This is a genomic window from Marinomonas flavescens, from assembly GCF_004352835.1.
Classification (GTDB): Bacteria; Pseudomonadota; Gammaproteobacteria; order Pseudomonadales; family Marinomonadaceae; genus Marinomonas; species Marinomonas flavescens.
Genome location: NZ_SJSB01000024.1, coordinates 35,951 through 48,117 on the forward strand (window position 1 = coordinate 35,951; position 12,167 = coordinate 48,117).

11 protein-coding genes and 1 pseudogene are annotated in these 12,167 nt (G+C 41.7%); 5 read left to right on the forward strand and 7 right to left on the reverse strand.

What is annotated here, in order from left to right:
• The first annotated feature begins 6 nt into the window (after positions 1 to 6).
• Positions 7 to 417 carry a ferric iron uptake transcriptional regulator gene (gene fur, locus E0D70_RS16710; protein WP_133013411.1) on the forward strand — a complete coding sequence of 137 codons (411 nt, stop codon included), beginning with the start codon at positions 7 to 9 and terminating at the stop codon, positions 415 to 417.
• A gap of 60 nt (positions 418 to 477) precedes the next feature.
• On the opposite strand, the gene recN is transcribed toward fur, so the two are convergent.
• Positions 478 to 2,148 (reverse strand): DNA repair protein RecN, encoded by a 1,671-nt coding sequence (recN, locus tag E0D70_RS16715; protein ID WP_133013412.1) that lies wholly within the window; start codon positions 2,146 to 2,148, stop codon positions 478 to 480.
• Between the two features lie 185 nt (positions 2,149 to 2,333).
• On the opposite strand from recN, the gene grpE reads away from it, so the two are divergent.
• From grpE to dnaJ, 3 genes are all read left to right on the forward strand, one after another.
• Positions 2,334 to 2,900 (forward strand): nucleotide exchange factor GrpE, encoded by a 567-nt coding sequence (gene grpE, locus E0D70_RS16720; RefSeq protein ID WP_133013413.1) that lies wholly within the window; start codon positions 2,334 to 2,336, stop codon positions 2,898 to 2,900.
• A gap of 102 nt (positions 2,901 to 3,002) precedes the next feature.
• Positions 3,003 to 4,931, forward strand: coding sequence for a molecular chaperone DnaK (gene dnaK / locus E0D70_RS16725; RefSeq protein WP_133013414.1), 1,929 nt, complete (start codon positions 3,003 to 3,005; stop codon positions 4,929 to 4,931).
• A gap of 213 nt (positions 4,932 to 5,144) precedes the next feature.
• Positions 5,145 to 6,278, forward strand: coding sequence for a molecular chaperone DnaJ (gene dnaJ / locus E0D70_RS16730; RefSeq protein WP_133013415.1), 1,134 nt, complete (start codon positions 5,145 to 5,147; stop codon positions 6,276 to 6,278).
• A 35-nt stretch (positions 6,279 to 6,313) separates the two neighbouring features.
• Here dnaJ and E0D70_RS16735 read toward each other — a convergent pair whose 3' ends face one another.
• The 5 genes from E0D70_RS16735 to E0D70_RS16755 form a co-directional block, all read right to left on the reverse strand.
• Positions 6,314 to 6,925, reverse strand: coding sequence for a uridine kinase family protein (locus E0D70_RS16735; RefSeq protein ID WP_133013416.1), 612 nt, complete (start codon positions 6,923 to 6,925; stop codon positions 6,314 to 6,316).
• A 430-nt stretch (positions 6,926 to 7,355) separates the two neighbouring features.
• A complete protein-coding gene (locus E0D70_RS16740; RefSeq protein WP_133013417.1) occupies positions 7,356 to 8,825 on the reverse strand; it encodes a tripartite tricarboxylate transporter permease in 1,470 nt (489 codons plus the stop codon).
• The gene (locus E0D70_RS16745) at positions 8,818 to 9,285 is read right to left on the reverse strand and encodes a tripartite tricarboxylate transporter TctB family protein (RefSeq protein ID WP_133013418.1); all 468 of its coding nucleotides are present in this window, start codon (positions 9,283 to 9,285) and stop codon (positions 8,818 to 8,820) included. The genes E0D70_RS16740 and E0D70_RS16745 overlap by 8 nt, the downstream gene beginning before the upstream one ends.
• 83 nt (positions 9,286 to 9,368) lie before the next feature.
• A complete protein-coding gene (locus E0D70_RS16750) occupies positions 9,369 to 10,295 on the reverse strand; it encodes a tripartite tricarboxylate transporter substrate binding protein (RefSeq protein WP_133013419.1) in 927 nt (308 codons plus the stop codon).
• Positions 10,296 to 10,340: 45 nt separating this feature from the next.
• A complete protein-coding gene (locus E0D70_RS16755) occupies positions 10,341 to 10,817 on the reverse strand; it encodes a hypothetical protein (protein WP_133013420.1) in 477 nt (158 codons plus the stop codon).
• Positions 10,818 to 11,413: 596 nt separating this feature from the next.
• Between E0D70_RS16755 and E0D70_RS16760 the strand changes: the two are divergent.
• A pseudogene (locus tag E0D70_RS16760) lies at positions 11,414 to 11,764 on the forward strand (IS66 family transposase); the annotation flags it as partial.
• 122 nt (positions 11,765 to 11,886) lie between these two features.
• Here E0D70_RS16760 and E0D70_RS16765 read toward each other — a convergent pair.
• The coding region (locus E0D70_RS16765) for an IS30 family transposase (RefSeq protein ID WP_133013422.1) at positions 11,887 to 12,167 on the reverse strand (281 nt) is incomplete at its 5' end.

Genomic DNA, 12,167 nt, shown 5'->3' on the forward strand with positions numbered 1-12,167 from the left:
TGACTCATGACTAGCGAAAATCAAGAACTAAAGAAAGCCGGACTCAAAGTAACCTTGCCCCGAGTAAAGATTTTACAAATTCTAGAGAGTGCTGGTGATCGTCACTTAAGCGCAGATGATGTCTATCGTACCTTGTTAGATCAAGGTGAAGATGTTGGTTTAGCGACAGTGTATCGAGTTCTGACTCAGTTCGAATCGGCTGATTTGGTAATGCGTCATCACTTTGAAGCGGGAACCGCGGTTTTCGAATTGGCAAAAGGGGATCATCATGACCATATGATTTGTTTGGAAACAGGCAAAGTGGTTGAGTTTGTTGATCCTGTGATTGAAAAGCGTCAGCATGAAATTGCTGAAGAGCATGGTTTTGAAATTGAAGACCATAGCTTGATCATGTATGTGCGCCCAAAGAAGAAATAGCGGTAAACGCAACACGATAAGTGGATAACCTAAACATTGTTGGGTTATCCACTTTTTTGTTTATTGTAATTGTACATTTCCTAGCATTTCTTTGGCGTGAGCCAGAGTTTGATCCGTTAGCTCTAACCCACCGAGTAAACGCGCAATTTCTTGAGTGCGTTCCTGATTTCTTAATTGTGCCACTTGTGAAGACGTTGCATCGTTTGCTACTTCTTTGCTTACGCGCAGATGCTGATCGCCCTGTGCGGCAACTTGCGCTAAATGGGTAACGCAGAAGACTTGTCCACGTTTCCCTACACTGCGCAGCATACGACCGACAACTTCGGCAATGCCGCCACTGATACCTACATCGACTTCATCAAACACCAATGTCGGAATGATAGAGGTATGAGCTGTGACAACTTGAATCCCTAAACTAATACGAGATAATTCACCGCCTGAGGCAACCTTACGTAATGGTTGAGCGGGTTGTCCTGGGTTAGAAGCGATCATGTATTCGATTTCTTCAAAGCCATTAGACGACACTTGGTTAAGAGGTTGGCAGTCAATAAAGAAACGCGCATGGGGCATGCCTAGCCCATGAATTTGTTCTTCTACTTGTTTGGCAAGCGTATCTTTTGCGGCAATACGCTTTTCTGTCAATGTGGTTGCCAGTGCCGTCAGCATTTCGTAGGCGCGCTCTTCGTTTTCTTTTAGTTGTTCAATGCTTTCTTCGCTGCCTTGCAGTGAATCAAGGTCTGTATCAACGGACTCTCTGAGTATGAGTAGTGCTTCTGGTAATACTTTGTGTTTACGAGCTGTGTCGTAGATGTCAGTGAGGCGCTGCTCTATTTCACTGAGTCGTTCTGGATTTTGCTCCAGTGTGTCTTGGTAATGATGTAGGCTGTCTGCGGCTTCTTGCGCTTGAATTAACGCGGCTTTCATCATTTCCAGCGCATTTTCAAGCTCTTTAGTAGCAGGGCTAATTTGGCTGGCATTTTGTAGTGCTTGGTTTAACAGTGAGCAAACATTGCTTTCGTCACTATCAATTAAGATACCGCTGGCTTGATAGGCTTTGTATTTAGAGTCTGCGATATTAGATAAAAAAGCTTGTTCATTTTCTAATTCGACAATTTCTCCTTCTTTTAAATCTAACTGCTCTAATTCCTGCGACTGGTAAGATAAAAGCTGAATTTTGGCTTCTTGCTCCGATGAGCGATTTTGTTGTGCGGCCAGTTCGTCTTTTAGTTGGCGCCAAACGTTGTATTGTCGGCTGACCTGTTTTGATAGTTCAGTAAGTTGGCCGAATTCGTCTACTTGTTTACGTTGAGCGCTTTTTTTCAGTAATGATTGATGTTCGTGCTGACCATGAATATCAACCAAATGGCTGCCGACTTCTTTTAAGTCCCCAAGCGTACAAGGGCGGCCATTAATATAGGCTTTAGATCGGCCTTCTTTGCTAATAACTCGACGTAAAATGCAATGTTGTTCGTGTTCTAGGTCTCTTTCTTCTAGCCACTCGAAGACATGAGGGTACTGAGTGATGTCGAAAGTGGCGCTAATATCGGCCTTTTTTTCTCCATGACGAACCACAGACGCGTCTGTTCTGCTGCCCAAACAGAGTGATAGAGCGTCAACCATGATGGATTTGCCAGCGCCTGTTTCACCGGAAATCACGGTCATGCCTGTTTTAAATTCTAAATCCAAGGCGTCAACAATAGCGAAATTGGAAATAGCGATGCTCGTTAGCATAATGGGCTCCACATAAGGAAAATATTTATATGGTTATTTATACAGTACTTGGTTGTTTTTTGACAAGTAGGGGGGAGATATTTAATTCCCTTTAAATTTATATGGTTTTGGTGTTGAAAGGTAAAAAGCTGGCCCCATATAGCCAACACAGTTAGAGAATACTTTCTGTTATTTGGAGTAATAAAATGAGTGATCAGAAAAAAACTAATTTAGACGCGGAGCAAGATGTGAACAGCGAAGCAGAAAATCAAGCACCAGAAGAGCTTTTAGAGCCTGAAGCAGAGCTTCTAGAAGAAAATGATGAGCTTTTAAAAGCCATAGAAGAAGCGGCGCAATATAAAGAAGCCGCACTTCGCGCTCAAGCAGACGCACAGAATGTTCGTCGCCGTGCTGAGTTAGACGTTGAAAAAGCGCATAAATTTGGCTTAGAAAAATTTGCTAAGTCGATTGTTAATGTTGCTGACAATTTAGAGCGAGCTTTAACATCAGCGCCTGATACTGGCGAATCTGACCCGGTTCGTGAAGGTGTCGTGTTAACGCTTAAAGATTTGTTAGAAACATTGGCTCGTTTTGAAGTGAAAGCCGTTGATCCACATGGCGAACCGTTCAACCCAGCATTGCACCAAGCTATCACTATGGTGCCAAATCCTGAGTTAGAACCGAATACGGTTATGGACGTCGTTCAAAAAGGTTACACGCTTCATGGACGCTTACTACGCCCAGCAATGGTCGTTGTTTCAAGCGCGGCCTAATTTAACTGTCATTTTTTTGACACTAGGCGCTTGAAAAGCTCAGAAGCGTACCCAAATACAGAATTATCATCGTAATAAACGAATTTATAGGAGATACAAACCATGGGTAGAATCATTGGTATTGACTTAGGTACAACAAACTCTTGTGTTGCTGTACTAGATGGCGAGAAAGCTCGCGTAATTGAAAATGCTGAAGGCGATCGTACCACGCCGTCCATCGTTGCTTTTGCAGAAGATGGTGAAGTTCTAGTTGGTCAGTCTGCTAAACGTCAAGCAGTGACTAACCCAACAAATACATTGTTTGCTGTTAAGCGCTTGATCGGCCGTAAATTTAAAGATGCGGTTGTTCAGAAAGATATCTCTATGGTGCCTTACAAAATCGTAGCGGCCGATAACGGCGACGCTTGGGTTGAAGTAAAAGGCGAGAAGAAAGCGCCACCACAAATTTCTGCTGAAGTTCTTAAGAAAATGAAGAAAACAGCAGAAGATTACCTAGGCGAGAAAGTAACAGAAGCAGTTATCACTGTTCCTGCTTACTTCAACGATTCTCAGCGTCAAGCAACTAAAGATGCCGGTAAAATTGCGGGTCTAGAAGTTAAACGTATTATTAACGAGCCTACAGCGGCTGCGTTGGCTTACGGCCTAGACAAAAGTACTGGCGATTCTACTATTGCTGTCTATGACCTTGGTGGTGGTACATTCGATATCTCTATCATCGAAATCGCTGATGTAGATGGTGAGAAACAATTCGAAGTATTGTCTACCAATGGTGATACTTTCCTAGGTGGTGAAGATTTCGATATGCGTGTTATCGAGTTCTTAGCCTCTGAATTTAAGAAACAGTCTGGTATTGATCTACACAACGATCCACTAGCGCTACAACGTTTGAAAGAAGCGGGTGAAAAAGCGAAAGTTGAGTTGTCTTCTTCTTCTCAAACAGAAGTTAACTTACCTTACATCACTGCTGATGCATCAGGCCCTAAACACTTGAACGTTAAATTGACTCGTTCTAAGTTGGAGTCTTTGGTTGAAGAGCTTGTAATGAACTCTCTTGAGCCTTGCCGTCAAGCATTGAAAGATGCCGATCTGAAAGCTTCTGATATCGATGAAGTTATCTTGGTTGGTGGTCAAACTCGTATGCCTCTTGTGCAAGCGAAAGTGACTGAGTTCTTCGGTAAAGAACCACGTAAAGACGTGAACCCTGATGAAGCGGTTGCTATTGGCGCATCTATTCAAGGCGCGGTACTTTCTGGTGATGTAAAAGACGTTCTTCTTCTAGACGTTACACCATTGTCTCTAGGTATCGAGACTATGGGTGGTGTTATGACGGCATTGATCGAGAAAAACACTACGATTCCTACTAAGAAATCGCAAACTTTCTCTACTGCTGAAGACAATCAAAATGCAGTAACTATCCATGCATTGCAGGGTGAGCGTAAACAAGCGTCTCAGAATAAGTCTCTAGGTCGTTTCGACTTGGCTGACATTCCGCCAGCTCCACGTGGCGTGCCACAAATCGAAGTAAGCTTCGACCTTGATGCCAATGGTATCTTGAGTGTGTCTGCGAAAGATAAAGCGACGGGTAAAGAGCAGTCTATCGTTATCAAATCTTCTTCAGGTCTTAGTGATGAAGAAGTTGAAAAAATGGTTCAGGATGCTGAAGCAAACGCAGAAGAAGATCGTAAGTTTGAAGAGCTTGTACAAGTTCGCAACACGGCTGATGGTATGATTCACGCAACTCGCAAAACTTTGACTGATGCTGGCGATAAAGCAACAGAAGAAGAGAAAACAGCGATTGAAACTGCGATTACTGAACTTGAAGAAGCATTAACATCTAACGACAAAGAGAAAATCGAAGAGAAAACCAATGCGTTGACTCAAGCGTCTGGCTCTTTGGCTCAGAAGATGTATGCAGAAGCTGAAGGTGCTCAAGCTGGCGCTCAACCAGGTGCTGAAGAAGCTACTTCTGGTAAAGCTCAGGACGATGCAGTAGATGCTGAATTCGAAGAAGTAAAAGAAGATAAAAAATAAGCCGTAACGCTTGTTTTGGTTACCCTAACTTTATGGGTTGATATAGCGAACACGGTTTTAGGACCGTGTTTTGCTATTTGTAAACCAGTGAATAAAGTTAGGTCTATAAAAGCTTTATGACTCTTTTAACTGAGAATCTTTTATCCAGTTATTAACGACAAGTTTTTCTTTCAAATTTTTAATTCAGACTTTATCAATTCAGGAATGCCAGCGATGAGCAAAAGAGACTATTACGACGTTCTTGGGGTGGCCAAAGGCGCGGATAAAAAAGACATCAAAAAAGCTTATCGCTCTTTAGCGAATAAGTACCATCCAGATAAAAACCCAGACAATGCCGAATCATTAGAAAAATTTAAAGAAGTCGCGGAAGCTTACGAAATCTTATCGTCTGATGATAAGCGTGAAGCGTATGACCGTTTTGGTCATGAAGGCGTGAATGGCCAAGGCGGCGGCTACGGTGGTGGTGCTGGCGCTGGTGGTTTTAGTGATATTTTTGGTGATGTATTTGGTGATATTTTTGGCGGAGGAGGCGGTGGCGGTGGTCAAAGCCGTACACGTCGAGGTTCCGATTTACGTTACACATTAGAGTTGGATCTTGAGCAAGCCGTTTGGGGTTGCGATGAAAAAATTCGTATTCCTACTTTGGTTAATTGTAAACCTTGTGATGGTTCTGGCGCCAAGAAGGGCTCGAAACCGAAGACCTGTAATACCTGTGGTGGTGCTGGTCAAGTTCGTATGTCGCAAGGCTTCTTTTCTGTACAACAGGCTTGTCCTGAATGTCACGGTCAAGGTCAGGTTATTTCTAACCCTTGTCCTGAGTGTCATGGTCAAGGTCGTATTCAAGAATACAAAACGCTTAATGTTAAAATTCCAGCGGGTGTTGACACGGGTGACCGTATTCGTCTTTCTGGAGAAGGAGAAGCCGGAGCACATGGTGGCCCAGCGGGTGATTTGTTTGTTCAGGTCTCTGTTAAGCCGCATAGCATCTTTGAACGCGATGGTGCCAACTTGTACTGCGAAGTACCGATTAGCTTTACAACAGCGGCACTAGGTGGCGAAATTGATGTTCCTACTTTAGACGGTCGTGTGCGACTGAAAGTGACGGCTGAGTGTCAGAGTGGGAAGTTGTTCCGTCTGCGAAATAAAGGTGTTAAGCCTGTTCGTGGTGGTCCACAAGGTGACTTGATTTGTAAGGTTGCAGTGGAAACGCCCGTGAATTTGACGGCACGCCAGAAAGAATTACTTACTGAACTTGCTGATAGTATGGGCGATGAAACGGATCACTCTCCTAAGCAGAAGAGCTGGTTTGATGGTGTAAAACGTTTCTTTGATGATATTAAAAAGTAATGGTTTGATCTTACTTAAAAGTATTAAAAAGGCGCTTATTTAGCGCCTTTTTCTTTGAGTAAAAAATCGATATGACTGCGTAATAGGTTAGCCGCATTGGTGAAGCTTTTATTATTCGGAATAATAAAGTCTGCTTTTCCCCGAATATCGATGGTTTTTAATGACGCTTGACGGACGTGACGCATATAGCGACTTGTCACTTCATTTACATTGCGACCGCGCTCAGCGATGTCACGCTTAAGGCGACGAACAATGGCAATGTCCATGTCAGTATCGACATAAAACAGATAGTCTACAGCATCACGAATACCTGCATCTTGGAACATCATGTGACCTTCGACGAGGACGATATGTGTTGGCTCAAGGTTTCGGTAACCTACGCGTTTGTGCTGTGAATGGTCATACTCAGGGATTTCATTTGGCTGCTGTCGGTTTTTGCAATTATGAATGGCTAACGTTAAGCTCTCTATGTCCAATGAGCTTAAATCATCAAAATTGTAGACATCAGGGTCTATACTGCCGCATCCATTATAAAAACTGTCCTGGCATAAAACAGTGATTTTATCACCTTGGCCTTCGGCTAATAGTGAACAAAGTCGGCTTTTTCCACTACCAGATACCCCTGTGATGCCAATAACAAGCGCCATGTATTACCTCAGTCAATAAATTGATGCGCCTCTCAATATGAGAGGCTTGAATGGCGGAGGATATTAGCAGATTTTCCTAGCCTCTGCTTGTCTTGAATCTAGAAAATTCGGTGTATCATCTAAGGTTCTTTGTTTAATTTTTTGCTGTTTAGATACGTACATACTGCTTTTTATTGTTATTCAAAACCAGATAATTCATTAGTCAATTTACCTAAATTAAGTCTGCTTAATAGCTAAAACTAGAAAGCTCACGCTACTGTGTTTAGAATAACTCAAGAAAATTGGGTTGAAAAAGCCGCGATTCTAGATATAGAAACGCAGCTTTCTGTTGCTTCTTCCCATCCTAAGCGTTTTTTAGTTGCACACTGAAATTATAAATACCTTCCTTGATTCGCTAGGTGCTGTGGTATCTAAATTAAACGCTCGCAACTTAACCTTTTTTGTTTCTTCTTATCGTTGACCAAAGTGAGAATATCGCCATGGCTATAAATGCTAATGCGATAGGTCTTTCATAGAGAAATGACCAACTTCCATCATACATAAGCAATGATCTTCTTAAGTTTGTTTCAGCCATAGGACCCAGTATGATAGCGAGTAAGATTGGCGAGGTTGGGATCTTTAACTTACCTAGAATAAAGCCTAAAACCCCAAATACTATGGCAATGCCAACATCAAACATAGAATTATTGATCGCATAGGCTCCAACGATAGACAAGAAAATAATAATGGGAATCATCAATAATTTTGGAACTTTAGTTATTTGGCAGAAAAATCTAATGCCAAACAAACCTATCAGTAACATGACAATGTTAGCAACGAGCATGGAGCTGAAAATACCGTAGACGATTTCTGGATTCTGAGTGAATAGAAGGGGGCCAGGTGTTAAACCTTGAACAATCAATGCACCTAATAGTACCGCTGAAACGGCATCACCTGGCACACCTAATGTTAGTAGGGGGACTAATGAACCGCCAGTTACCCCGTTGTTTCCAGATTCAGCTGCAGCGAGTCCTTTAATAGATCCATTGCCAAATTCTTCAGGATTTTTAGATGCTCTCTTAGCTTCGTTGTAACAAACAAAGGCCGATATATCAGCACCTGCCCCCGGAACAGCTCCAATAGATGTGCCAAGTAAAGCGCTCTTTATTGTAGTGGGAAGGATATTTTTTAAATCTTTTAAACTCATTAATTTACTGTTAAATTTCTCCGCCACCTTTGTTTTTAAGTTTAGGTTTTCTAATTGATTTAAGGCCTCTGAAATGGCAAATAATCCAATTAATACTGGTATGACATTTATGCCATTGTAAAGGTCCATTATACCAAATGTGAAGCGAGGTACACTGGTTATAGGGTCAAGACCTACTGTAGAAACCAGCAATCCAATAGTGCCAGCCAACAACCCTTTCAATATGTTATTTGACGACACACTTGCAATGATGGTTAAACCAAATAATGCTAGTGCAAAATATTCTGGTGCACTAAATCGAAGCGCAAACTTCGCTAGCATAGGTGCTATGGCGATTAAAACAATGGTACTAATTAAACCACCAATGAATGAGGCTACAACAGATATGCTTAATGCGCGAGCAGCTTCACCCTTTAGCGTCAGAGCATAGCCGTCTAGAACTGATGCTGCTGAAGCGGGTGTGCCAGGCGTTTTTAATAATATGGCAGCGATAGAGCCGCCATATATACCACCAATATATACCCCAATAAGCATAACCATTGCTGCAATTGGCGCCATTCCAAAAGTAAAAGGCAGTAATATTGCAACCCCCATAGTGGCTGTTAAACCAGGTAAGGCACCGAGAATGATACCGCCTAAAACCCCAAAGACGAGTACAGGAAATATGCTTAAACTAAACGCAGCACCAAGGCCACCTAACAAATAATCAATCATAAAAGCCTCTAAAAAAAACACCTTCAGGGAGTGAAATTACAAAAACATGGCCGAATAGGTAATAGATAGCGACAACAAAAACATAAGCAAAAAGATAGTAAGAAGGTTTCTTAGTTTTCAAATAGGCCAAATACAACGTGAAGGCTATTAAGCTAGCAACGAGGTAACCAAGAAGGTGAATAAGAACTGCGTAGGTGATTAAGAAGCATAAGCCAAACAATGACATTTTTGAAAATATCTTTTCGGATTCAATCGCTTCGATCTTCTTTGCTCTTTGTTGTATTAGTAATGCAATACAAATTAAAATTTGAGCGATGGCTAACACAGTAGGAAAGAATTTAGCCCCCACACTTGCATCTTGCTGACCATAAGAAGGTACTGAGAATTGAGGTATTACTGCTAAGATTATCGCGCTGACGACAATCATTAATACAGGGAAAACGACGCCTCTGTTAAACATATAATGAAACCCTTTTGAGATAAACAAAACTAGTAATGACAAGGGGTCACTATATTGCGAAGACGACCCCACCTAGTTTGTAATTACTGAATCAATGTGCTTAAAGATTTAGTATCGTCTTTAACAAATTGAGTAAACTCGACAGCGTTCATATTATGAATAGTCATCGCTCCTTTCGTCATGAAGTGTTTAAAATTATCTGACGCCATTGCTTGGTCAAATGCTTTGCCTAACGTTTTAATGATCTTGTCTGGAGTGCTTTTGGGTGCAGCAATGCCACGCCATGTCCCCGTGGTCACGTTAACGCCTTGCTCTATTAGGGTAGGGACATTGGGAATGTATGAAATACGTTTCTTAGACATAACGCCTAAGGCTTTTAACTGCCCTGATCTAAGTTGAGAAATTGCCTCTCCAGGAGTAACCATTGTGACAGCAGTATGTCCACCTAATACCGACGGAATTGCTTCTGAAGAGCCATTATAGGGGATGGCATTCAATTTAATTCCTTGGTTTTTTTCAAGCGCCATTAAATAAAAGTTCGGAGCGGCTGTTGATGCGAATTTTACTTCACCGGGATGTGCTTTTGCCTCAGTGATTAAGTCATTAATGTTATTGAAAGGGCTGTCTTTGTTTACCAGAACAACAGCAGGATCTAGGTTTATCATACGAATTAATTTGAAGTCATTTACATCATTTTGCATCAAGCCCATTTGCGGTAGCGAGGCGATTTCGCGAGTGACAACGGTTAAGGTATAACCATCTCCGCGCTGTTGTGCTCCGTAGCTCATGCCTACTGCGCCCGAGCCTCCAGTCCGGTTCATTACTGAAATGCTTGTTCCAAGTATATCTTTTGCGCTGTTTGCAATAGCACGGGCAACTGAATCTGTGCCACCACCGGCACCAAATGGCACTATCAAACGGATATTTTTGGTGGGGTAGTCAGCGGAAAAAGCAGATACAGAGGCTAAAACCCCCGCCATAAAAATGACACTTTTAATTATCTTGTTCATAAAATCAATCCTATTTTTGTATTTATTTTTGTATTTATTTCTTCTTTAACTGTTTTTGTAAGCTTTAGTAGGAGTATCTATTTTAGATTGTTGGTAGTCATTCATGGCCAATTGCTCAAATGCTAGAGCAACCCACCCGCTCACCAACATATCAAACCATTGTTGGACACCGCTGCAGGCTACAACAATATCGCCATAAACAAAGGATCCATAGAACAGAACATCTTCATCACGTAGTGAAGAAGGGTGTATTGCTTGATGATTAATATTAGAACTTCGATCTCGCCAAGCTTGAGCTGCTTTTTTCCTAGCAAGAACCTCGAAAGGGATAGTCCATTCTAAATTCTTGATAGATTCTTGATATAAAATCGCGTCTTCAAATGTTGACTCCCAAGGTTTAATTCTGGGGTCCATAACTACAATATGCAGTTCTTTTCGATTGGTTTGGTCAAACAACTTTTCTATCGCTGGTTTAACCAATTCAATTGCATCTATAGCCAGCTGTTTATGATTTCTCGCCATGCCAAACTCCTATTCTTAGACGACCATAAAAAACGCATTCATTGCCAATATTCTCGTTAGATATCCGAGTTTTAAACTCTAGAGAGCTACGCTAATGATTCTTTCTAAGTAGGCTAGTGTTTACTAAGCCGTTGATTAAAGAATTTACAATTTAGCATAATATAATACTACAAATAAAGGGCTTTTAGCAGATTAGCCGTTGGTTTAATAGTTGGTTAACCCCTACATAGTAATATTTTCCAAATCCAATAGACTCTGTTGTTTTCTCAATAGGAGTATCAGACTTATGTTTACACCATCTTCTCAGAGCCATGTCACCCAGATCTGTGGACCTATGGATATGTGTTAAGCCTCTGTCAGTCTATGTAATATCGTCGCGTATGATCTTGAAAAAGAGTCATATAGCTAGCAGATTGTTGTCTTTTGTGGCCGAACTCTCAATAAAGGAAAGATTCTTCAATGGTCAAATAATTGCTTTTGGCTTTATTACAAGTGACTTAAAAAAGGTCACTTCTAATAGCTGATGGACACGCTTTTAAGATCCGACAGAAAAAAGCTCCCAAGTGCTGACGGATTATAAAATATAGTTAGACAAATCTGCACAACAGGTCCTGCTGACCTCTTTGCTTGGAAAAGCGATCCAATTAAATCTGAATTAATGGGACAAACTCACCACTTATCTCCAAGACGGTGAAATTAATATCGACAATAACCGAGCAGAACGTGCGATCAAGCCCTTCGTGATTGGCCGTAAAAATTGGTTGTTCTCTAACACCGGCAATGGCCCCCGATCCAGCGCGATGCTTTACAGTATTATCGAGACAGGCAAAGCGAATGGGCTGATCCCATACGACTATCTGGCGATCTTGTTTGAAAAACTGCCGTTATTGGCTGATGAAAGTGACCAGAAAGAAATAGACAGCTTACTGCCATGGAACATCAAATAGAGACAAATAAAAGGACTCTTTAGGGTATCCTTGACGCGCGGAGATCATCCTGAAGGCTTAATACAGGCAATCTGTGACAGCATTACACCTGAATTCAAGTCCGAAGTGCGACACTTTTCACTTCAAGCAACTAAGCACATTTCTTTAAATGCTACGGCTGGTTGCTTGAACCCTAAACACTTCCTTGGACGATTATTTATTCGTCTCATTGCGAAGTGTATTCTCTCTTCTGTAACACGCCTTAAATCAGTACCTTTGGGCACATATTGCCTTAGGAGTCCGTTGCTATTTTCGTTTGCTCCACGTTCCCAAGAACTGTATGGATGAGCAAAATACACTGTCGTTTCTAATGCTTCGGCTATCTCAGCGTGATACGCGAACTCTCGACCATTATCTGCTGTGA

What these genes read in the sequence shown, in the direction of transcription:
- fur (WP_133013411.1), top strand. Translation starts at nt 7, where the DNA reads ATGACTAGCGAAAATCAAGAACTAAAGAAAGCCGGACTCAAAGTAACC.
- E0D70_RS16750 (WP_133013419.1), bottom strand. Translation starts at nt 10,295, where the DNA reads ATGAACAAGATAATTAAAAGTGTCATTTTTATGGCGGGGGTTTTAGCC.
- dnaJ (WP_133013415.1), top strand. Translation starts at nt 5,145, where the DNA reads ATGAGCAAAAGAGACTATTACGACGTTCTTGGGGTGGCCAAAGGCGCG.
- E0D70_RS16740 (WP_133013417.1), bottom strand. Translation starts at nt 8,825, where the DNA reads ATGATTGATTATTTGTTAGGTGGCCTTGGTGCTGCGTTTAGTTTAAGC.
- grpE (WP_133013413.1), top strand. Translation starts at nt 2,334, where the DNA reads ATGAGTGATCAGAAAAAAACTAATTTAGACGCGGAGCAAGATGTGAAC.
- E0D70_RS16755 (WP_133013420.1), bottom strand. Translation starts at nt 10,817, where the DNA reads ATGGCGAGAAATCATAAACAGCTGGCTATAGATGCAATTGAATTGGTT.
- recN (WP_133013412.1), bottom strand. Translation starts at nt 2,148, where the DNA reads ATGCTAACGAGCATCGCTATTTCCAATTTCGCTATTGTTGACGCCTTG.
- E0D70_RS16735 (WP_133013416.1), bottom strand. Translation starts at nt 6,925, where the DNA reads ATGGCGCTTGTTATTGGCATCACAGGGGTATCTGGTAGTGGAAAAAGC.
- E0D70_RS16745 (WP_133013418.1), bottom strand. Translation starts at nt 9,285, where the DNA reads ATGTTTAACAGAGGCGTCGTTTTCCCTGTATTAATGATTGTCGTCAGC.
- dnaK (WP_133013414.1), top strand. Translation starts at nt 3,003, where the DNA reads ATGGGTAGAATCATTGGTATTGACTTAGGTACAACAAACTCTTGTGTT.